The following is a 20,524-nucleotide window of genomic DNA, read 5'->3' on the forward strand; positions in this document are numbered from 1 at the left end:
CTGGCAGAGATGGCAAAGCGCATCAGCGCTACGGTTGGCACCACGGGCGAAGCCGCGGCCGCCCTGGCACTGTTAGCTGGGAACGGAAAGATCACGAGCAGCAGCTTTGAGCAAATCGCAACCGCTGCAATAAGCTTCGAGAAGGCGACAGGTAAAGCCGTTTCGGAGACAGTCGCAGAATTTGGCAGATTGGCGGACGACCCCGTCAAAGCCCTTGTATCGCTCAACGAGAAGTACAACTTCCTCACTGCGTCGGTTTATGAGCAGGTCCGCGCACTCCAGGAGAACGGGGACAAGCAAGGCGCGGCAGCAGTCGCTGAAGAGGCATATGCTCGAGCGCTACAGACTCGGGCTGGCAACATCAAAGAGAACCTGGGAACCCTTCAAAAGGCATGGAACGACCTGGCAGGCGCTGCGAAGAACGGATGGGATGCCATTCTCAACATCGGCCGCGAATCCAATGACGGCCCTGACGTAAACGCCATTCAGCAAAAGATCAACTATCTGAAGTCAACCCTCGGCACCGGTTATGAGGACGGCAACGCGAAAGAGCGAATTGCCTCTCTGCAGGCTGAGCTCGACCTGTATCAGAAGCGCGCCAAGGCCGAGCAGGACGGCGCCGCAGCAGCTGCAAAAACAGCCCAAGTCCAACGGGACGGGCAGGTAGGCTTCGAGCAATATCAAAAGAACAGAGAAGCCAACTTCACTAAAACCCAGAAAATGAACAAAGCCCTGGAGGACGAGCAGCGAGCCATCACCGCCGCCCGAGCTGCCGGCTACTCCATCACGGCTGAACAGGAAGAGGCCGCCTACAAAGCCATTCGCGAGAACAGCGCCTACAAGGAAGCTGCAGCCAAAAAGGAAAAGGCGTACAGCGAAGACGCAGGTATCAAGGCGCTCGACCAGGCCAAGCAGCAATACGCAGTGCTCGTTCAGCAAAACGCGCTGATCGGCTCGCAGAAAGGCGAGGTCGACAAGCTGGGCGCCTCCGCTCAGGCCCTCATCAAGTGGGAGCAGGAGCTATCCGACATTAAGTCCAAGAAAACCCTCACCGCTGATCAGAAAGCGTTGCTGGCGAACCAAGAACTGATCACGGCTCAGCTCAAGCGCAACGCCGGGCTGGAGCGGGAAAACCAGCTGAAGGTCATTTCTACTCAGGAAACCCAGAAGCTACTGGCATTTCAGGAAAACCTGAACAGCCAGCTTGCCAAGTCGCAGCAGGGATTGAACAACAACCTGGCAGGTACGGGCCTCGGCGACCAGGCCAAGCAGCGCTTGCAGGAGCAGTTCGCCATCCAGCAGCAGTATCAGCAGCAGATGGACAACCTGACCCAGCAGCGCAACGAAGGCCGGATCAGTCCAGACCTTTACGCCAAGGAAACGGATGCGCTGCAGGAGGCCCTTAACAAGCGCCTCGCCATGCAGACGCATTACTACAGCGAGACGGACAAGCAGCAGACCGACTGGTCTATCGGAGCTTCCTCAGCGTTCCAGACTTACGCCGAGCAAGCAGCCAACGTCGCCGGCCAAACTCGCAGCCTGTTCACCAACGCCTTCAGCAGCATGGAAGACGGCATCGTTAACTTTGTGAAGACCGGGAAGCTGTCCTTCAAGGACCTGGCCGACGGGATCATTTCTGACCTGATCCGGATCGGTGTTCGCAAAGCGGCTGTTGGTCTGTTCAGCAGTGTCGCCGGCGCTGGGTTTGGCTTCTCATCTGGCGGCTACACGGGCGATGGCGGCAAGTACCAGCCGAAGGGTGTTGTACACGGCGGCGAGTTCGTTGTGCAGAAGTCGGCGGTTCAGCAGCCGGGCGCGCGTGAGTTTCTCGAGCGCATGAACGCGGGCAAGGGTTATGCCGACGGTGGTTACGTCAACCCGGCCGGCGCCGTGACGGCGACCAATGCTGCGGCGCGCTCGCCATCATCCGGAAGCATGCCGCCGATCAGCCAAACGATCACCGTCCAGGGCACTGCGGATGACGCAACACTGGCGCGGATTCAACAGGCGGCCCAGCAGGGCGCGCAGCAAGGTTACAACCTCGTTCTGCGAGATCTGAAAAGGAACGGCCCGGCTCGTCAGCTGATCGCCAGAAACCGATAGCTCAAGGAGTACGCATGGCGCTCACATGGCCGGCATCGATCCGCCCCTCAGAAATGACGTGGGGGGTGGTGAACAACAGCAGGGCTTTCACCTCGACGCTGTCCAACGCCCAGCAGATCGTCGGTCAGCCCGGGGCCTACTGGCAATGCACGCTGACGTTCGACCTGCTCACGCGAATCCAGGAACGCGAGCTGTCTGCATTCCTCGGCAAGCTGGACGGGATGTTCGGGACCTTCAACCTGCCTGCGTTCACGCGCAGACGCACCAACAACGTGGGGGCGCTAAAGGTTGCGGCCGGCAATGCTCAGGCCCGAACCATTTCGATATCCGGTGCCACTGCGAACACCGCGCTGTTCTCCGTCGGGGATTACCTGACCGTGGCGGGTGAGATGTTCGAGGTAGTCGACGCCGCATCCTCAAATGCCCAAGGCCTTGCGACGGTGACGGTGAACAAGCGCATCCGACGCACCATGACCGCTGGCACCGCAATTGAGTACCTCAACCCGTATTCAGAGATGCGCATGACGCAGGACACCTGGGCCATGACCGTTAAACCAGTAGTCGCCAACGGCAGCTACCAGTTCAGGGAGGCCTTCTGATGCCGTCATCATTCCCATTCAGCCAAAGCGTCGTCGATATCATCTCGACTGGTAAATTCCTCACGGTGTATGCCTGCCAGCTCGACTTCGAAGACGGCATGGTCTTCGCGCACACCGGCACAGGGACGCTGGTGATTGACGGCATCACCTACGACGGCGTGGGTCACTTTGGCGAGGTAGGTCAGTCGCAGGAGAGCGACAACTCAGGCTCGCCTATGTCAGTGGACCTGACGCTCAGCGGCCTGGACAGCTACATCATCACCGAGACGAACATTCGCGGCTGTCGCGGCCGGTCCGGCAAGCTGCTGTTCGTGGTGTTCGATGAGGCCGGTAACTACGCCGCCGACATCCTGTTCTCCGGTCGCATGGACGCGGCCAGCTTCTCGTTCGGCGGCAACGGGTCCGACGGCAACAGCATCACCGTACCCATCGTTGACCGCATGGCCGAGTGGAGCCGGACCGGCACCGAACGCTTCACCGACGAAAACCATCGGGCGCGCCATCAAGGCGACCGGTTCTTTTACGCAATCGCCCAAATGTCCGAGTGGCCCATCTACTGGGGGTCGAGCAAGGACGCCCCGGTGTTCAACTACGAGAAATAGCGATGCGCAACAGAGACTGGACTACGCGTCTGCACGACGTGATCAAGGCTGCCTTAGGGCGGCCTTTTTCATGGGGGGAATTTGACTGCTGCCTGTTCGCTGCCGACTGCGCGATTGCTGTCTGCGGGAAGGACCCGGCCGAGCAGTACCGCGGCAAGTACAAGACGGAGTCGGGCGCGAAGCGGTTGCTCAAGAAGAACCATGGCAGCCTTGAGGCGGCGTGGGATGCGTGCTTCGCCCGTGTGCAGCCAGCCTTCATCCAGCGCGGCGATGTGGCGATGTACGACGCGCCGACAGGTCGAGCCATCGCTGTGTTCTGGGCAAACGAATACTGGTCAACCACCGACGACGGTGTAACCCGAGTTGAATGCACGCCCTTGGCGGTCTGGAGAGTTGAATGAGCAGTGGAGTAAAGAAGCTCGCCCAGGTCGTCGTCGGCGCGGTTATCGGCTTTGTGCAGGGCGGTCCTGTTGGTGCGGTCGTTGGTGCGGGCCTGGCCTTCTACGCGGCCGAGCAGCAGGAAAAGCTGAACACCAAGTCGTCCATGCGCGACAACGAGCCATCGGCGCAAACGGTTCGTTCCTCGAAAGCCCCCGTGCGCTTTATCCTCGGCCGCGTCAGCACCGGCGGCGTGCTGGTCTGGGCGCAGGAGCAGTCAGGGGCCCAGGCTGACGGCGAGTGGCTGCACCTGGTGTATGTGCTTTGTGAAGGCGCCATTGATGGCCTCGAAGCCATTTACCTTGGCGAGGAGGAGATATCGAGCTTTGGCGCCTACGCGACCTATGAGCTGGTAGTGAATCCCACTGAGGTGAACGCCTTTCTTAAGGCCAACTGCGCAGACTGGAAAGATACTCAGATTGGCCGCGGTCTCTCCTATGTCCGGCTGTCGCTGTTCTACAGCGCTGTGAAGTTCCCCTCCGGCATCCCGGACGTTCGCTTCGTGGTTCGCGGTCGCAACGACATCTTCGACCCGCGCACCGGCAGCAACGTCTACACCGGCAACACCGCACTGCACATGCTCTGGTACCTGCGCACCCGCTGCGGAGTGCCAGACGATGAGATCGTGTTCGAGACGTTCGCCAGCGCAGCCAACGTGTGCGATGAGACGATCACCAACGCCGATGGCTCTGTCAGTCAGCGTTACCGTTCTGCCTGTGTGATTGGCGCGGATGAGCAGCGAACCAACGTCATGCAGAGGTTTGAGGCGGCGTGTGCGGGCAAGCTGATCAGGGTTGGCGGCCGTTGGATGCTTCAGGCCGGCGCCTATTACGGCCCATATGACTTCGAAATCACCGAAGACATGATCGTCGGCACCATCACCGGCAACACCGAACCGACGAATGATGCGGCCATCAACACTGTGCGCGGCACTTTCATCGACCCGTCGCAGTCCTGGACGGAAACGGATTACCCCGAGGTCAGCGTTGCTCAGTGGGTTGCCGAGGATGGCGGAGAGGCGGCGGAGACTCTGACCTTCTCCTATGTTACCGACCCTTATCAGGCGCAGCGCCTGGCGAATATTGAACTCCGCCGCCGCCGCGCCGCCGGCGCACTCAACCTGCCCATGAACTTCCAGGGATACAACTGCCGGCCAGGCCGCGCGGTTCGGGTCAACCTGCCTTCGCTGAACATCCTGGGCGAGTTCATCGTCACCAACTGGTCGATGGCGACCGCCGAAGGCTGCAGCGTTTCCGTTGCTCAGTACGACGCGGCGCAGTTCGACGACGCCGTGGGCCAGCCCTACAACCCGATCGGGTTCATCAACCTGCCTACCGGCGGACTTGGCTCGCCCACGAACCTTTCATGGACCTCCAAGGACACTGCAGAAGTAGTTCAAGGAGTACTGGCGTGGACGCCGCCCACCGGGATCGTGTCTTCCTATGCTGTGGTGGTAAGGCAAGGCTCTGCCGCTGTTCAGTCGCATTCCGTACCGGCCGAGTCTACCCAGTGCGCCATCAACGGCCTCCCATCGGGCAGCTACACGATGAGCGTGTCCGCGATCGGGCCTATGGCGCGATCTGGCGAAGTATCGATCAACGTCAGCATAAATGGTCCGCCGATTCCTGAGTCATGCGTGGTGATGTCGTCGATCGACAGCATCGTGCTCGTTCCGCAGAATCCGACACTGTCGCTGAACGGAGGCACCTACGAGTACTTCTTCAGCACGTCGCCGAACGCCACCGCGAAGACTGCGGACTATTTGGGGCAGGGCCTCAGCTTCACGCACACCGGGCTGGCCTTCTACACCAACTATTACTACTTCATCCGATCCTCGAACGCCTACGGGAAAAGCGCGTTCCTTTACGTACCCGCCTCCACATCGAACGACGTTTCGGCATACCTAGCTGCGCTGGCGGGGAAGATCACCAAGTCAGAGCTTGGGCAGGAACTGCTCAGCGACATCGAGAAAATCGACGACTTGCAGGACCAGATCGACGCTCTCGACGGGCTTTCCGCGTACAAGGGGGATCAGACCTACCTCAGCGGGCAAATGGTTGTCGGCGGCGGAAGGATTTATCAGGCGACTCAGAACGTCCCGATCAATACCCCGCCGCCGAACATTGCTTACTGGCTGGATGTCGGCCAGGTCGTGCAGACGGCGAACGGACTGGCACAGCAAGTCGCGAGCAACACGGCCGACATCACCGAGCTCGACGGCGCGGTCACTGCGCAGGCCAGCAGTGTGCAGGCGCTCAGGGCATCTGTTCGCGATGACAATGGAGAGGGCGAGCTTGCCGATGCGCTGAAGGGCTGGAGCAGCACCGCCAGCATCGTCACGGAATCGCAGGTGCGCGCCACGGAAACCGAGGCGACCGCCAAGATTGTCACGCAGCTCACGGCAACTGTTGGCGACAACGTAGCGCAGGTGACAGACCTGCGTCAGGTCGTTTCAACCGTCCAATCATCTACGGCGACGGCGATCTCGCAGCTGGGCGTTAAGGTCGACGGAAACACGCTAAACATTCAGACCCAGTCGCAGGCAGTTGCCGATGTCAGCGGAAAGGTTTCTGGCAGCTGGTCGGTGAAGATGCAGTACAACCCGGCGAACGGGCAATACATTGCCGCCGGTATTGGCTTGGGGCTAGAGAACACAGGGGCTGGTCTGCAAAGCCAGTTTCTTGTCTCGGCTGACAGGTTCGCCATCGTCAACAGCGTCGCCGGCGGCGCGATATCTGTACCGTTCGCCGTCCAAAATGGGCAGGTTTTCATTAATGCCGCTTTCATTCAGGACGGCACCATTACCAACGCTAAGATCGGGAGTTACATAAGCTCGACGAATTACGTGGCAGGCCAGAGTGGGTGGATCCTCAACAAAGACGGAACCTTCGAGATCAACTCAGCACTGGGCGGCGGCGGGCGGCAGGTCATCAATAGCGCGGGCGGCAAGGTCTTCGATCAAAACGGCGTGAAGCGCTATCAGTGGGGGAATCTGGACGCATGAGTTATGGCGCGAGGGTCTGGGACGAAAACGGCAATCTGGTCATGGACACGCCCACCTTCACCTATCAGGTGATCTGGCAGGGAGTGGTCGACTTCAGCATGACCAGCGGCAATACCCCCACTATCTACACATACAACATACCGGGCTTCAATCCGGCCAACTGCGTGTTCATGATCATCCCGACGAGGGTGCAGGACGTGCAATCGGCCGAGGGTGACGCTACAGGCAATACCAAGTCCTACCCGTATGTCAGCGTGGCAATGAATCAGGTGACGGTAAGGTCTGCAAACCCTGGGGCCAATCTGAACAACACGAACCAGACCAAGGTCGTGGCGAAAGCCTACGCGATAAGGTGGGGAGCATGAGTTACGGCGTCCTATGCATCAACGACAGCGGCTTCGTCCAGATCGACGCGGAAACGCCAAGGCTTTGCGTCCTCACAAAAGGCAGTTATGCGGGAAACGGCGTGGCGAACGTCACGTTCCCGCGCGCGGTGACCAGCGCAGACCCGCCGCTCGTATTCATCAGGCCAGATGGTGGCGCCATTCAGGTTCCGTTTTCTGTCTGGTTCACCGGCGGCCCGGGGAATTGGACCGGCTTCTCAATGAAGGCGTCGAACGTCAACGGCAATCTGAGCGGACTCTATTTCGCCGCTGCTTGGGCGTCGATGGGTACTGCTTCGTTCGGGATGCGTATTTGGGACGCGGCCGGGGCGCTCGTTTACGACAGCGGCGCGCCTGCGGTGGTAGTTACATTCGCCGCGGGTAACTGGACCTATGCCGGCTTCGAGGATTTGGCCATTGGTAGAAGGTGGATCTGGACAATCGCGAAGTCGCTCGGCGCCGGCGAGTACGTATCGCTGAATCCTTTCACGATGTATTGCCATAACCAAACTGCCGGTGGTCTTTGCTCATTGGGCGTGGACTACGCGAACGGCCGAATCGTGATGTACAGCGTTGCCTCCACTGCCTGGACTGCCGACCCCGGCAATCGTCCGTTCCTGTGCGCGCGTTTGGTCTCCTGACCCCAACCCCTTTTAACTGGAGATACTCCATGCCCTGGTACAAAGCCGGGACGGTTTCCGTCGCCTTGAATTCGAACACCGTGACCGGCAGCGGCACTTCATTCATCGCAAACAGCCGGGTAGGGGATGCATTCCTCGGCCCGGACGGACGCTGGTATGAAGTGACCAACATCGCCAGCGATACTGCAATGGCGATTTCGCCGAACTACCTTGGCGCCACTACCAGCGCAGGCACCTATGCGCTGGCGCCTATGCAGGGTTACGTAAAGGCATCAGCCGACGCCTTGAGAGCGCTGGTAAATGAGTTCGGCCCTAAGCTGGCTGCACTGGGCACGACTGGTAATTATGACGTCCTGCCTCTCGCCAAAGGTGGCACGGGAGCCACCAGCGCGGCAGCTGCACGCACCCAGCTCGGGCTTGGGCCGGCCGCTCAAGCCGCCATCGTCGGCCCCATCGGCAGCAATTCGATCCTCGAAAACAACTCCAATGCCAGTGGTACCTACCTCAAACTTGCAGACGGAACCTTGCACTGCTGGGGGGTGATTTCAGGTTTGGACCAAACAGTCGCAAATCAGCCTTATTCGAAGGGCGTTTCAACGCCTTATCCCTTCGTGAACGCAAACTATTCAGTCTTCGTAAACGTCGACTCCGTGAACGTTTCGAACGTCTTCGCCGGGTATTCCCGAGGCGCGCCGTCAACTGCAAACGCTTTCCAGCTGATTCAGTGCTGGAATTATGTTCAAACTTATTCCTATCGATTCTATGCAGTAGGGAGGTGGTTCTGATGATAATTAAGCTTTCCCCGCAGCGTCGGGACGATACGCTGGAAGTTATAAAAATCGGAAAGGTTCTGTTGGTGAACGGCGAGACATTCGACCTTTCACCGATGACCGAAGGGGCAACGCTGCCATGGGGCGCGGTTTCAAGTATGTGGTTCGCCGGCGACATTGATATGCAGGATGGCGAGATCACTCTCACTATGCTTTTCCCTCTTCCCTACAACTTCAGTCAGGCTCAAGCATGGCCTGTTGATTTGGTCAATGTCCCTGACGGTGTGGTGCAATTTCCACCGCCACTGACGCCTGAAGAAACGGCAATCAAGTTTCCTCCGCGCGCCACGGCGGAGTTTGGGGATGAAAATCAAGCTGCGGAGCTGGAAGCATGACCGGGAATATTGACTGGACAAAGCTGATCACAAAGGAAATGAAAGATTCTGCCGCGGTCATCCAGCTAATTGCCAAGGTAGTCGCAGAGCAAGCTCGACTAAAGTCGCTCGCCGACAAGGTAATCCAGCCGCTGCAGGATGATCACGACACGGGCGACGCAACTGATGAGGACGAGGCCTTGCTGATCGCGTGGAAGCGGTATCGATCTGCGCTTGCAAAAATTCAGCTGCAGCCCGGATACCCCAAGGCTGTGGACTGGCCAGTGCCTCCGGCCTAACCAGCCCCAGATTCACCGCAACCCGCCATTGAGCGGGATTTTTTTGCCTGGAGAAAAGCTATGCCCCCAGCTACCCGTGGTTTCCGCAATAACAACCCCGGCAACATCGACTACAACCCTCGTAACCAGTGGCAAGGCCAGCTCCCGCCAGATCCGGCGATTGAGAAAAGATTTGCGCGCTTCGATACCGCTGAAAACGGAATCCGCGCACTTGCAAAGCTGGTGCTTGCCTATCGTGGCAAGGATGGGATGGCCGGCGTCGGCGGGACCGGCATCGACACGGTGCGCGAAGTGATCAACCGCTGGGCCCCCGGCGTTGAGAATGACACCGAGGCCTACATCAAGGCGGTAGCGGCGGGCGTAGGCGCGCAGCCAAGCCAGCCTATCGATTTGCGCAACTACCGAACATTGATCGCGATCACCACCGGCATCATCAAACACGAAAACGGTGGTGTTCCTTACGCGCCGGAAGTGATCGCCGATGGCGTGCAAAGGGCGCTGGCGTGATCAGTTTTCGGGCGAAGGTTTTGGCGGGCCTGCTGGCCTTGATCGGAGTCGTCGCCCTGTGCTGGTGGGCTCTGAGCGCCGCCTACGGGCGCGGGGAAGCAGCATCCGACTTGCGCTGGCGAGCCTCGTGGGCAGATCAGCGGGCCCTGCAAGCCAAGGGCATTGCCGCCGCGACGACAGCGGCACGAACCGAAGAGCAACGGCGCCAGGAGGCGGCCAATCAGGTGGGCAGCGATGCGAGACAACAACAGACTGCGGCAAATGCTGACGGCGGCAGCGCTGATGCTGCTGGTGAGCGGGTGCGCGACCAAGCAGGAAAACTGGCTGCCAGGGCAAGTTGCACCGCCGGCGATTCCAGCGCTACCGAACGAAGCAAGACAGCCATCCGCGCCGCAATGGTGCTCTCCGACCTGTTCCAGCGCGCTGACAAAAGAGCGGGAGAGCTGGCAAGGGCTTATGACGCCGCTCGAATAGCCGGGCAGGCATGCGAGAGCTCGTACGACGCTCTGATCAAATAATCGAAGGGGAAGGGCATGGCAACAACGCAGCTGGTGAACAAGTACATGGGTAAGGCGACCCTCATCGTCAAAGCGAACGGCGGCAGCGTAGCCGTCGAGAAGCAGGTCGACGGCGCGTGGGTGACCGTGGACACGTTCTCGGCCGACGGTGCATGGCCGATGGATTTCGGTATGTCACCGACGCGGATTACACCGAGCGCCGGTGCTGCCTTCGAGGTCAGCCAATGACCCTCGTTCTCAGCGGCACCAGCACCGCGAGACGTCGCATCCGGCGGGGGCTGGGCATCCTCGGCGACAGTTTCAGCGCGAACTGCCACACGATTGATCCGAAAGCGTTCGGCACCGAAGCCTATGGCTACGCCGGAGCGATTGCGGCCAAGACCGGCCTGTTCCCAAGCTACCTGGACAATCAGGGGAAGGTGGGCGACCACTCCGGCCAGTTCATGGCGCGCTTGCCTTCCTGCCTGACCTCTATCGCCGCTGACCTATGGATGCTGCTGTCGCGGACTAACGACAGCACCACGGCCGGGATGACACTGGCGGATAGCAAGGCCAACGTGATGAAGGCAATCACCGCTTTCCAGAGCACGCCCGGAAAATACCTGATTGTCGGCACCGGCACGCCGCGGTTCGGCACGAAGGCGCTCACCGGCCAGGCACTGGCGGACGCGATCGCCTACAAGGATTGGGTGCTGACCTACGTCAAACAGTTCGTGCCGGTGGTGAACATCTGGGATGGATTCACCCAGGCCATGACCGTCGATGACCTGCACCCGAACCTGATCGGCGCCGATTTCATCCAGTCTCGATGCGTGCCTGTCATCAATGCCAACTTCGAATTCTTCGGCGTGCCGCTGCCCACGGATGCCGCCGATCTGTACTCGGCGATTCGTCCGTTCGGATGCCTGAACGCTAATCCGTTGATGGCTGGCTCGACTGGCGTCATCAACGCATCGGTCAACCCGGTCGCTGGATCGGTGCTGGCGGACAACTATAAGGCGTCCGGTTCGGGCCTGACCGGCATCACGTCGCGCTGGTACAAGGAGCCTGCTGCATATGGTGAGGCGCAGTGTATTGAGATGGCCGGAACAATGGCGGCGGCCGGCGGCTACATCTACGTACAGCCCGCGGCGAACGTCACGCTGTCGAATGTGCTGGCAGGCGATGTGATCGAGATGGTTTCGGCGCCGGAGATCGTCGGCAACAGCCGCGGCATCCTCGGCTGGGAGGCGGAACTCATCATCACCAAGCCGGTGGCCAGCACGTCCACTACGATCTACTACCGGTCGATGGACAAGTATCAGGAGCCGTTCACTCTGCCAGCCAACTGGAAGGGCGCGCTGGAGACGCAGCGGTACACTGGCGACGTGACGGAAACCGTCATCACCGCACGCATGGGGCTGTACCTGGCCGCCGGCATTGCTCAGGACTCGCGGGTCAAGGTCGCGCAGTTTGGCGTGCGCAAGGTCTGATCACCTCTGGTCGGCAGCAATTGACGACTGCGGCGATGCTTCGATTAACTGGACGCATATCCAGCTATCAGACCAACCATGACCCCTCTGACCAAAAACACTGCAGACCCTCTGGCTGCATGGAAGCTCATGGTCGAGGACAGGCAGGACCTCGTCACGGACCCTGAAGGCCAGCGTGCGAAACTTCGAGAACTGGCAATGCTCGCGTATCAGCGGTATCAGGTCGATGCCGAGCAGCTGTCGGATATGCTTGAGGTAACGGACGCGGCGCGCGAGTGGGGACTGATCGAGTTGGAGGAGGGGTATCGCCTGGGCATACTCCGTCATCAGGTGGATGAGTTCGAAGCAGGGACGCAGTTTTTCTATAAAGGAAAGCTGGTTCGGGTTTTGTGAAAGTCGGCAGGACGCCGTAGGAGGGGTGCGTGAGATTTGCGTGACTTCGCGTGACCCTATAGTGATCTATGGCTATTCGATTGCAGCGAGCGCCAGAGAATTCAGCTACATGCCTTATGGTTGCTTGGGTAACGCGTGCATGGGGTGCTAGGGGTCGAGTGTTCGAATCACTCCGTCCCGACCATATTTTGTAAAGGGAATCAGCCACTTACCGGCTCGATTCCCTTTTTCATTTCTGGCTTGCGCAAAACCCGCGCAAAACTGGCGCAAAACTATCCGGCGATTTCGCTTATATCGAGGTCCGGAATGGCCTCCGACCAGATCACCTCGGCGTGCTCCTTCTGGTAATTTTTGGTCATCTCCCCGCTGGCGTGGCCGGCAATCTTCTGCCCATCTTTTCCGGCTTTCTTGTAAAGGTGCAGCGACAGGGCCCTGACCTCGTGGAAGCCTGGCATCTCTTCTTCCTTCCATCCTTTGTAGCAATCCGCCGCCTCCCTGGCGTCCTTGAATGCGCGCGTCAAGTAGCGTTCCTCGACCTTGGTCCAGTGCTCTTTGGTCTCAGCCTGCTTTTGCCTCTTCCGATCAGGTCTGCGATGCACCAGGAATGGGGAAACCACGTTGTCACGGCAATGGCTGATCACGCGCTGTAACTCCGGCGTCACCCTGAACCTGATCCAGGCCGCGTCACTGGCTTTCGAAGTCTTCTGCTGCACCACGTGGAGATAGCCGTCCTTCACGTCTTCGAACTTCATCGCGAGGATATCGGTGCGCCGCTGCGCAGTGATCAGTGCAAGATCGATCGCATTTTGCAACCAGGAGGGTGCCTTCTCCCTGATCGCCTTGAGGCCGTCGACTGTATGCCGTTTGCGGGTTTTCTTCTCGATACGATTGATGGTGCTCGCCGCAGGGTTGTCGGGGCACAACCCCTTGGCCGCCGCGTGATTAAAAATGTCGATCAGCAGCGCCCGGCACTGGTTGGCTGTGCGCGGCGTCAACAGGTCGAGCATTTGCGCGATCATGCGGATCGAGATCTGATCGACAGCCTTTCCTTCGAACTCACGTCGGAATCTGCGGAAGTGCACGGCGTAAAGTCCGAGCGTTCCCGTCGACAGCTCGCGCGGCGGCAGCACGTTCTTCTCGTAATCATCCAGGAAGGCGGTGAACAGCTCGGCTGATTCACCCAGTACCACGCCGACCAGGTCGGCGCCCTGCATGAATGCTAAGTTCAGTTGCTTGGCCGCATCCACAGCCTTCACCCGGTCGGAGCCGAACTGAAACCACTTTCCATCAGTCGGGCGCCGGTACCGGTATGTACCGCGCCGGTCATCCAAGTAAAGGTTCTGCGGCAAGCCTTTGTTCGACTTGTTGCGCGGCCGTGGGACCATCATGCAGCTCCTTTCAATACCATCGCGACGAGATCGTTGCCGGCGGCTTTGTTGAATGCCGCCCAGTCGATATACCAGAGTTTGCCGATCTGCTCGCCTGGAAGCTTGCCGTCTCGGATGTAGTTGCGGATTGCCTGGGGGCAGGGCGGTGTTCCGTTTTCGCCCCAGCGCCGCCGCTGAAATTCGCTGATCTTGATCAGTTCACGCTTCATGGGATGCCTCTTCCCCGTCCGGGGTCTATGCGAGGTTGAGTGGTTTCGTTGCCTTTGCGATTGCAGCCTTGCCATCTGCGATGATTTCGTTCAGCGCTTTGAGTCCGGCATATCCGTCATTGCAGTTCACCGGGTAGTCCAGATCCCACTGGATGAGGCGCTGGGCAATAGTCAGCAATTCGGGCGACGCGGATACCAGTGCGGCGTCCTCCGGGTTCTGACATGCGAAATAGCCGTCCACGTTCTGCAGGAACAGGTTTTCCTGTCCGTGCCTTCCTTCGAACGTCACGCAATCGGTCATTCGGTGGTGAACAGTCCAAGGCTTGGGTGTGTTTTTCTGAGGCATGGGAGTACTCCGCCCGCCGTACACCGGCAGGCATGTTGATAGATGGGGAGGGGGTTAGGCTTTGCTGGCGCGCTTCAGCTTCTCGTCCAGCTTTTTCATTTCATGCTGAACGCGGGGCAGGTCGCAGACATGGCAGACCGTGTTGCGTGTCGGCACCTTGTTGAATCGGGTGACCTCGATTGCGTGACCGCACTCGAGCAACAGGGCTCGGGTGCGGGTTCGATGGATGACTGACTTCGCGGTATTTTTGGTGATAATTTCTTTCACCACGACGTCGACGTGGATGAAGGTCTCGCCCACTATCTTGCGTCGAGCGTCCGGGAACGCTTGTTCGCTCACGCCGCCACCTGCTGAATATTCGACTCAATCCATTCCCGCATGCGCACCCAGCGCTCTTCAGGCGTCTCCGCGTTCCAGCTGCCCTCGTCGTTCATGAAGACAATCTCAGCGGCAAGCGCCGGAGCGATGCCGAACGCCTTTGCCACGTCTTCACGATCATCAGGGTCAAGGCCTTCCATGTTGATGCCGCGCTTTGCCCCAAGCACGCCGATCGTGCAGAACTGCCCATCAGCCTCCAGGACGTCAGCGACCAAGCGCTTTTCGGGCATGGCATCCATTGCGTCGCGAAGTTCAAGCAGGAACGCCTGGCCGCGCTTGCCCTTCATGGCCGAAGTGACTGCGCCCCGCCAGCAGATCAGGCTCCAGTTTTCGCAATCGTCGCTGTATCCGCTGCGGCTCATGGCTTTTCCTTCTCGAAATAGAACACCACTGGCGCCGCCGTCTCGACGACCAGGCCGTATGCCTTCGCGAGTCGGTAGATGGGGTGGTAGAGGTTGAGGCTGTTGACATGGCCCACCAGGTAAGTGCGCCATGCCTCCAGAGGCATTTGGGACTTGCTCAGATTGCAAGGCACGCAGGCTGGCATCATGTTGTCCAGGTTGTGGTTCTGCGGGCGCTCGGCCTTGCCTTCCCAGCGATGACTTGTTCCGCGCCGAACGGCTTGCAGGTGGTCGACGTGCCAGCGGTCACCAAGTTCGATGCCGCAATATGCGCAGCGGCCGCCGTATTTCATGCGGACCTGCTCGCGCTCCAGCTTTTTCAAGCGCACAGATGTCTCCTCGCCGCATAAGCAGCAGGCAATAGGGATAAGGGGGGAGACCGGCGATCCGACTCGATGAATGAATGCTTCAGCGATGGCTCGGATGCATTGGAGAGCAATTTTCGGTTGCTTCACGTTTGAGGATACCCACATGCAGTCCGCTCAAAATTTCACAAACGCAGCGCAGCAGTTGATTTTGGTACTAGAGGACGCAACCGCTGTCATGTCAGGGTTGATCTCGGCATCATCAATAGGTACTCACGAATGGAAATCGGCGGTAAGCGCGCAACAGGAAGCGTTCGTTGAGCTACACCTTCATCTCAGTAAGGCTGCCGCCTAATCGCGGTGGGCATTAGGGGTAGGGTGGAGCCGAACGGGCGGCGGGGTTACTGCGGGATTGCGCGGTCGCGTCGCTTGCGGAACTCGTACACCATGCCGCGCAGTTCCTTCAGTGCCTCGTGCAGGTCGGCGCGGGCCGAATCAACCAACTCAGCGAGCTCGCCTTCGCCGTCGTCAGCGCGTTCATCCACATTCATCTGAGCTAGCGAATAGGCCTGGTACGCCTCGTGGACACTGTCCGCTGCTTTGGCAAGGTAGCCGGCGTGCTCGATCGCGTAATCCTGCGGCGTCCGCTCCTTCACCACTGCGCGGCCATCCCCGCCGCGACAGTACGCCAGCCGCTCTGCAGGACAACCGCTCAACCGCTTTGCTTGATTGCTCATAGCCCCTCCTGCGGCGTAAAAATGCCGTTTGCTGGAATGACGGCCATACCGAGATGGATGGCGAGTTCAATTTCTACGTTGGCGCCGCGGGACTGACGCCAGTCCGGCAGGAACGCCACTGTGTCGCAGGTCAGCATCTGACGGATCGCGTCACGCATGCACATGTGCCAGGGCGCGTCGGCCTGCAGCGGGTTCTCGGCGGGGTTCTCGACGGTGTAACCGAGGGCGCGGAGGCGGGCGGCTTCTGCATTGAATGCGGGGTAGTTGTAATCGGGCAGGCCCGTCATGGGCCCGCTGAGGTAGATGCGCTTCATGCGGCCACCTGGTGCTGAACGTTGGTACGCCACGGATCATTGGCTCGGGCGAGGGCGGCCATCGGCGGTGGGCTGACGCTGTTGCCGCACATATGGACCTGCTCGGTTTTAGTAAACGGCTTGCCGTCGGCGCCGTGCGTGATGATGTAGTCCGTGGGGAAGCCCTGCGCCCGGTACAGCTCAGCCGGTTGCAGCATCCGCAGCCGGATGTCGACGATCACGTACGGCGTGCCCTTTACCATCACGGTGACCAGGCCGAGGCGATCCTTCGTGGTGATCGTCGGCGCGGGCTGGTCGCAGCCGCTCATGTTCTCGGTGCCGTAGTAGCTGATCAGGAAAGCAGCAACTCGCAAGGCACCTTCTTCGTGCTCGGGTGACAGCTCGAAACTGACAAGCGAGCTCTTCCCTCCGCCGCCCGCCGTGATGGTCGGCGCGGGCTCATCCAGGAGCTGGCCGACGCTGGCGCCAAACTGGCGCTCCATGAAAGCGGTGACGAGTCCGTGATGCGTTCCGCCAGCGCTGATCGTGTGCAGCGGATCGTCAGTGTCCCGCGCGTCACAGTTGCCGCGCAGGTGCAGCAGATGCGCTGTGGCAATGCCCATTGCGTGAGCGGCGCCGGCAGGGCGCTGGTAATTGCCGCCGCTGGTGATCGTAGGCAGCGGTTCGTCCAGCGGCTTGCCCGCATCGTCGAAACGAAACTTCACCAGGTGCGCAGCGGCTACGCCGTACTTGCCGCCCGAAGCCATGATCGTGCCGAGCGGGTCGTGCAGGTCTGCCGTGCGCGGCGCGGATCCGGCTTTGTCACCATTGCCGAGTTGGACAAGTGATGCGGCAGCAATGCCCCGGTGATTCTGCGCGAGCAGGGTGCCAACGGGTTGATCGGCAGCCGTCGGCTTTCCGGAGTACTCCGGCCCGCCAGCTCCTACCAGAACAGCGCTGGTCAATGCGTGCTTAACGCCGCCGGCGACCACGGTGCCAAGTGGCTGATCCAATCCCGGTACCCGCGGCTCTTGACCGGCCCGCTCGCCGTAACCGGCCTGAACCAGCGTGGGACTGATCAGCGTCAGCTCTCCGCGGTTGGCGCACGTCACTGTCGGCAGCGGCTCAAGTGGATCGTTGATGCGGTCGCTGCCTTGGTGCGTGGCTGGCGCGATAACCGGGCTGACGACCGAGAACGCGCCGCCTCTCGGGTATGAGGTGACCGTGCGCAAGGGCTGACCTGCCGACTGAACGGTTTCGCCGGACCAGTTGGCAATCGGCACGATGAAGGGCGTCGCGTTGTCAATCACAAATTTCTTCATGCCTTTCGCTACGCGCCGCAGCGTGGCAGGGGCGAGGTCTTTCTTGCGGCCGAAAATGCTTTTCCCCAGATCGGAGAAATCGATGCACTCCGCGGCGGTGCGCCATGGCTTCTGGCCCTTGGCCGGCTTCTTGGCGTGGGTCGGTTCCGGCCAGATGATCGGCTGCCCATCGCAGCGAGCGAGCATGAACAGCCGTTCGCGGCTGGTTGGCGCGCCGAAGTCACATGCCTTAATTACCTTCCATTCAACGACGTAGCCCATGCCTTCAAGCAGGGCGACGAATCGGCGCCACGTGCGCCCGCGCTGCTTCGGATCTGGAATCAGGAACTGCTGGTCTACCGGCACGACCTCACCAGGTGCGGCGATCGCGCCCCCCAGTTTGATGACGCGTCCGGTCGCCTTGTCGCGCTTTGCAATCAGCCGGCCCCATTGCAGGATCTGCTTCACGTTTTCCAGGCTGATGACTCGAGGCTTCTTCTTGCCTGCCCACTTCAAGCCGATCCAAGAGAGGTTGCGGATCTCTCGCTTGCGCGGTTGCCCGCCGGCGGCCTGGCTGTGGTGGGTGCAGTCCGGGGACATGTGGAACCAGCCCACCGCCTTACCACCACACTCAGTGTCCGGATCGCCGTCGAACACGTCGGTGGTGAAGTGCTTAGCGCCCGGGTGGTTGATGGTGTGCATGCTAATCGCTTTGGCGCTGTGGTTCTTCGCCACGCTGACCTTGCGACCGAGGCCCATTTCTAGCCCGGTGCCGGCGCCCCCACCACCGCAGAAGAAGTCCACGACGATTTCATCGTCTTGCGGATCGAAGCCAAGGCCGTACTGAGTTTTGAAATCGAAGGGGTGTTTCTTCTGACGTGCAGACATAGGGGATCCTCGCCAGTGGCGTGACTCAGAGTTGGGAAAGGGGGGGTTAGGCGCGTTCGCCCAGGTCCAGGCCGATCTGACTGACTCGATCGACACAGGTGGGGTTCAGCCAGATGCATTCAGTGCGGCTTGCTGTTCCGCGCGCTGCAGAGATGCGTGCCGATGTGCTGTAACAGCTCCAGTCCAGAAGCAGCTCGCTATAGAGCTCGCTCGGGTACCCGGAAAGGACGACCATTCCTTCTAGCTCGAGCAAAACGTTCAGCAGCTTTCGGTGTTCGGTGTCGTCCATCTCGTGCCGGTAATACCGCCCACTCGATGCGCCCCTGTACCTGGTGTCATGCACATAGGGCGGATCAACGTAATGAAGCGTGGTCGGCGCATCATGTGCTGTGATGACCTCGATCGCCGGCCGGTTCTCAATCAAAACGCCCGCCAGCCGCCGACCCACTTCCGCGATCGAGTCGGGATATTCGGCCCACAGTGACTGTGCCGTGCCGTACTGACGCTTCGTGTCGATGCGGAATCCTGTGACTCCCTTCGTCGCTCCTGCAGAGCCGAACCCCATCTGTGCCCGCATGATCGTGCGCCTTGCACGTTCAACAGGATCATCTGTCGACTCCCACGAAAGCTCGAACTCTGCCCGCGAGTAAGGCGTCAGCAGCAGGCGCTCGGTCAGTGCTACCCGCGTGGTTGTGTCCTGCAGCGTGCGGAACAAGTTCACGATGTCGCCATCGAGGTCGTTGTAGACCTCCGCATACGATCGCGGCTTCTGCATGAGCACGCCGGCGGCGCCGCCGAACGATTCGACGTAGCAGGTGTGGGGCGGAAAGTGCTGGAGCACCCACGGCGCCAGCCTGAACTTGGCGCCGTGGTAGCGGATCACCGGAGCGGAGATAGTCATGAGGGTCCTTCGGGGAATGGGCTACGCTTACCGCTCCACAGGAAGGGATACGGTCATGAGTGAAGACAGGGAAAGGGCGTTGTTGCTGGCGCTGAAAGCGGTTTTGAACGTGTCACGGAAGCACGGCATGAATCTCGATGAGCTGTCCGAGGCGGCGGCTGATGAACTCTTGATGTACCGCGCCTATGACGCCGAGCACGTGCCGATGGCTATCATCGAGATAGAAGTTGCGGCCGATGCACTGCAAACCCATTAATCCCAGCGTCCTATTAACGGGATTATCGCCTACGCTTACCTCTCCACAGGAAGGGATACGGTAATGAGCGAAGACAGGGAAAGGGTTTTGCGGATGGCGCTGAAGGCAGTGCTGGTTGCGGCGCAGGAATGCTGCGTCGATATCGACGAGCTCACGGAGTTGGCGATTCAGTCGATGTACGGCGAGCAGTTCTACGATGCAGAGGATGTGGGTGAGGCCTCAAGCGCAATCGAGTCGGCAGCGGGTGCGCTGCCGTTGATCCACTGATTGTCAGGTCTGCGTGACGTCCAGCAACGGATGTTACGCATGCTCGACAAGGGTTTTCTGTCGTCATGGTGGCGAACAGGCTGGTGGTAGGCTATACGTGGTGCCCGGCACGGGGTCGGGCTTGGGAGTAATGAATGTCAGTTTTATCACGCGAGTCTGACGGCGTAGTCGCTGTGCAGGTCTCGAACTATGGCCTAAGCAAAGGCTGGGATATCTTAGACATCGACGCGCGCGGTAGGTCATTGATGCCTTTACGCGAAGGAGAATTCAAAACGAAAGATCAGGCCGTTGCCGCTGGCCTTGCCCGAGGTCACGCAGCTTTGAAGGCTGACAACACTTCGCCTGGCATATAAGAATCATTCTGCAGTTACACGCAAAGCCTCTTGCTGATAGTCAGCTCGATTTTCCGCGCAACGATTGGCCATAACGTTGTTCCGTGGCGGGTGTCCTCGCAGGTCTTCAGTATGTATAACATCCAGCGCTGAACGTTATGCCTCCGTCACGGGCCGTATGCTGCGCGCAATGCCGTCAGCTTTGGTTAGGGCGCCTTTTTTCACCATCCTCACGATTCGGTCGCCTATCGCATTCACGTTCACGCGCTGGGCCTTGGCGATCTCCGCGATAGTCGGCGAGTAGCCATGCTGAGCGATATACCCGGCGATGAACGCCAAGGTCTCTGTCTGCACTGGGGTGAGTTCATTCTTCGTCTGCATCCGGATCCACCTGGGCCTTGCCGGCCGCTTTCAACTGG

The 20,524-nt window shown here is 59.9% G+C and carries 27 protein-coding genes and 1 pseudogene; 17 read left to right on the forward strand and 11 right to left on the reverse strand.

Annotation, left to right across the window (positions count from 1 at the left end; genetic code table 11):
* The 15 genes and pseudogenes from QMX88_RS23395 to QMX88_RS23465 form a co-directional block, all read left to right on the forward strand.
* On the forward strand, nt 1-2,103 hold a 2,103-nt coding region (locus QMX88_RS23395), incomplete at its 5' end, for a phage tail tape measure protein (RefSeq protein ID WP_282372605.1).
* Between the two features lie 14 nt (nt 2,104-2,117).
* Nucleotides 2,118-2,702 (forward strand): hypothetical protein, encoded by a 585-nt coding sequence (locus QMX88_RS23400; RefSeq protein ID WP_282372606.1) that lies wholly within the window; start codon nt 2,118-2,120, stop codon nt 2,700-2,702.
* On the forward strand, nt 2,702-3,304 hold the full coding sequence (locus QMX88_RS23405) for a hypothetical protein (RefSeq protein WP_282372607.1): 603 nt from the start codon (nt 2,702-2,704) through the stop codon (nt 3,302-3,304). Before QMX88_RS23400 ends, QMX88_RS23405 begins: the two co-directional genes overlap by 1 nt.
* A gap of 2 nt (nt 3,305-3,306) precedes the next feature.
* Complete coding sequence (locus QMX88_RS23410; RefSeq protein WP_282372608.1) at nt 3,307-3,705, forward strand: DUF6950 family protein; 399 nt, start codon at nt 3,307-3,309, stop codon at nt 3,703-3,705.
* Entirely contained in the window at nt 3,702-6,746 is a 3,045-nt protein-coding gene (locus QMX88_RS23415; RefSeq protein ID WP_282372609.1) for a phage tail tip fiber protein, read from the forward strand. The genes QMX88_RS23410 and QMX88_RS23415 overlap by 4 nt, the downstream gene beginning before the upstream one ends.
* Entirely contained in the window at nt 6,743-7,111 is a 369-nt protein-coding gene (locus QMX88_RS23420; protein WP_282372610.1) for a hypothetical protein, read from the forward strand. Before QMX88_RS23415 ends, QMX88_RS23420 begins: the two co-directional genes overlap by 4 nt.
* A complete protein-coding gene (locus QMX88_RS23425) occupies nt 7,108-7,770 on the forward strand; it encodes a hypothetical protein (RefSeq protein WP_282372611.1) in 663 nt (220 codons plus the stop codon). The genes QMX88_RS23420 and QMX88_RS23425 overlap by 4 nt, the downstream gene beginning before the upstream one ends.
* 29 nt (nt 7,771-7,799) lie before the next feature.
* A pseudogene (locus QMX88_RS29870) lies at nt 7,800-8,327 on the forward strand (phage tail protein); the annotation flags it as partial.
* Between the two features lie 227 nt (nt 8,328-8,554).
* Complete coding sequence (locus tag QMX88_RS23435) at nt 8,555-8,935, forward strand: hypothetical protein (RefSeq protein WP_282372612.1); 381 nt, start codon at nt 8,555-8,557, stop codon at nt 8,933-8,935.
* Nucleotides 8,932-9,213, forward strand: a complete 282-nt coding sequence (locus QMX88_RS23440; protein WP_282372613.1) for a tail fiber assembly protein — start codon at nt 8,932-8,934, stop codon at nt 9,211-9,213. Before QMX88_RS23435 ends, QMX88_RS23440 begins: the two co-directional genes overlap by 4 nt.
* 60 nt (nt 9,214-9,273) lie before the next feature.
* Nucleotides 9,274-9,720 carry a structural protein P5 gene (locus tag QMX88_RS23445; protein WP_282372614.1) on the forward strand — a complete coding sequence of 149 codons (447 nt, stop codon included), beginning with the start codon at nt 9,274-9,276 and terminating at the stop codon, nt 9,718-9,720.
* Nucleotides 9,717-10,238: a DUF2514 domain-containing protein gene (locus QMX88_RS23450; protein ID WP_442969491.1), complete on the forward strand. Its 522-nt coding sequence runs from the start codon at nt 9,717-9,719 to the stop codon at nt 10,236-10,238. The genes QMX88_RS23445 and QMX88_RS23450 overlap by 4 nt, the downstream gene beginning before the upstream one ends.
* 15 nt (nt 10,239-10,253) lie before the next feature.
* Nucleotides 10,254-10,466: a hypothetical protein gene (locus QMX88_RS23455; RefSeq protein ID WP_282372615.1), complete on the forward strand. Its 213-nt coding sequence runs from the start codon at nt 10,254-10,256 to the stop codon at nt 10,464-10,466.
* A complete protein-coding gene (locus QMX88_RS23460; RefSeq protein ID WP_282372616.1) occupies nt 10,463-11,710 on the forward strand; it encodes an SGNH/GDSL hydrolase family protein in 1,248 nt (415 codons plus the stop codon). The genes QMX88_RS23455 and QMX88_RS23460 overlap by 4 nt, the downstream gene beginning before the upstream one ends.
* A 78-nt stretch (nt 11,711-11,788) precedes the next feature.
* Nucleotides 11,789-12,103 (forward strand): hypothetical protein, encoded by a 315-nt coding sequence (locus QMX88_RS23465; RefSeq protein ID WP_282372618.1) that lies wholly within the window; start codon nt 11,789-11,791, stop codon nt 12,101-12,103.
* Between the two features lie 272 nt (nt 12,104-12,375).
* Here QMX88_RS23465 and QMX88_RS23470 read toward each other — a convergent pair whose 3' ends face one another.
* The 10 genes from QMX88_RS23470 to QMX88_RS23515 form a co-directional block, all read right to left on the reverse strand.
* Nucleotides 12,376-13,488, reverse strand: coding sequence for a tyrosine-type recombinase/integrase (locus QMX88_RS23470; protein ID WP_282372633.1), 1,113 nt, complete (start codon nt 13,486-13,488; stop codon nt 12,376-12,378).
* Nucleotides 13,488-13,700 carry a hypothetical protein gene (locus QMX88_RS23475; RefSeq protein ID WP_282372619.1) on the reverse strand — a complete coding sequence of 71 codons (213 nt, stop codon included), beginning with the start codon at nt 13,698-13,700 and terminating at the stop codon, nt 13,488-13,490. The genes QMX88_RS23470 and QMX88_RS23475 overlap by 1 nt, the downstream gene beginning before the upstream one ends.
* 25 nt (nt 13,701-13,725) lie before the next feature.
* Nucleotides 13,726-14,046: a hypothetical protein gene (locus tag QMX88_RS23480; RefSeq protein WP_282372620.1), complete on the reverse strand. Its 321-nt coding sequence runs from the start codon at nt 14,044-14,046 to the stop codon at nt 13,726-13,728.
* 54 nt (nt 14,047-14,100) lie between these two features.
* Nucleotides 14,101-14,385, reverse strand: a complete 285-nt coding sequence (locus QMX88_RS23485; RefSeq protein ID WP_282372622.1) for a hypothetical protein — start codon at nt 14,383-14,385, stop codon at nt 14,101-14,103.
* The gene (locus QMX88_RS23490) at nt 14,382-14,786 is read right to left on the reverse strand and encodes a hypothetical protein (RefSeq protein ID WP_282372624.1); all 405 of its coding nucleotides are present in this window, start codon (nt 14,784-14,786) and stop codon (nt 14,382-14,384) included. Before QMX88_RS23490 ends, QMX88_RS23485 begins: the two co-directional genes overlap by 4 nt.
* A complete protein-coding gene (locus QMX88_RS23495) occupies nt 14,783-15,154 on the reverse strand; it encodes an HNH endonuclease (protein ID WP_282372625.1) in 372 nt (123 codons plus the stop codon). Before QMX88_RS23495 ends, QMX88_RS23490 begins: the two co-directional genes overlap by 4 nt.
* A 377-nt stretch (nt 15,155-15,531) precedes the next feature.
* Nucleotides 15,532-15,867: a hypothetical protein gene (locus QMX88_RS23500; protein ID WP_282372626.1), complete on the reverse strand. Its 336-nt coding sequence runs from the start codon at nt 15,865-15,867 to the stop codon at nt 15,532-15,534.
* Complete coding sequence (locus QMX88_RS23505) at nt 15,864-16,181, reverse strand: DUF4406 domain-containing protein (RefSeq protein ID WP_282372627.1); 318 nt, start codon at nt 16,179-16,181, stop codon at nt 15,864-15,866. Before QMX88_RS23505 ends, QMX88_RS23500 begins: the two co-directional genes overlap by 4 nt.
* Nucleotides 16,178-18,349 (reverse strand): DNA cytosine methyltransferase, encoded by a 2,172-nt coding sequence (locus tag QMX88_RS23510; protein ID WP_282372636.1) that lies wholly within the window; start codon nt 18,347-18,349, stop codon nt 16,178-16,180. Before QMX88_RS23510 ends, QMX88_RS23505 begins: the two co-directional genes overlap by 4 nt.
* 46 nt (nt 18,350-18,395) lie before the next feature.
* The gene (locus tag QMX88_RS23515; RefSeq protein WP_282372628.1) at nt 18,396-19,250 is read right to left on the reverse strand and encodes a DNA adenine methylase; all 855 of its coding nucleotides are present in this window, start codon (nt 19,248-19,250) and stop codon (nt 18,396-18,398) included.
* Nucleotides 19,251-19,305: 55 nt separating this feature from the next.
* Between QMX88_RS23515 and QMX88_RS23520 the strand changes: the two genes are divergently transcribed.
* Nucleotides 19,306-19,506 carry a hypothetical protein gene (locus QMX88_RS23520; RefSeq protein ID WP_282372629.1) on the forward strand — a complete coding sequence of 67 codons (201 nt, stop codon included), beginning with the start codon at nt 19,306-19,308 and terminating at the stop codon, nt 19,504-19,506.
* 63 nt (nt 19,507-19,569) lie between these two features.
* Nucleotides 19,570-19,773 (forward strand): hypothetical protein, encoded by a 204-nt coding sequence (locus QMX88_RS23525; protein ID WP_282372630.1) that lies wholly within the window; start codon nt 19,570-19,572, stop codon nt 19,771-19,773.
* A gap of 488 nt (nt 19,774-20,261) precedes the next feature.
* On the opposite strand, the gene QMX88_RS23530 is transcribed toward QMX88_RS23525, so the two are convergent.
* Nucleotides 20,262-20,486: a LexA family protein gene (locus QMX88_RS23530; protein WP_282372631.1), complete on the reverse strand. Its 225-nt coding sequence runs from the start codon at nt 20,484-20,486 to the stop codon at nt 20,262-20,264.
* Nucleotides 20,487-20,524 lie beyond the last annotated feature (38 nt).

It is taken from the genome of Pseudomonas sp. PS02290 (genome assembly GCF_029960075.1).
Taxonomy (GTDB): Bacteria; Pseudomonadota; Gammaproteobacteria; order Pseudomonadales; family Pseudomonadaceae; genus Aquipseudomonas.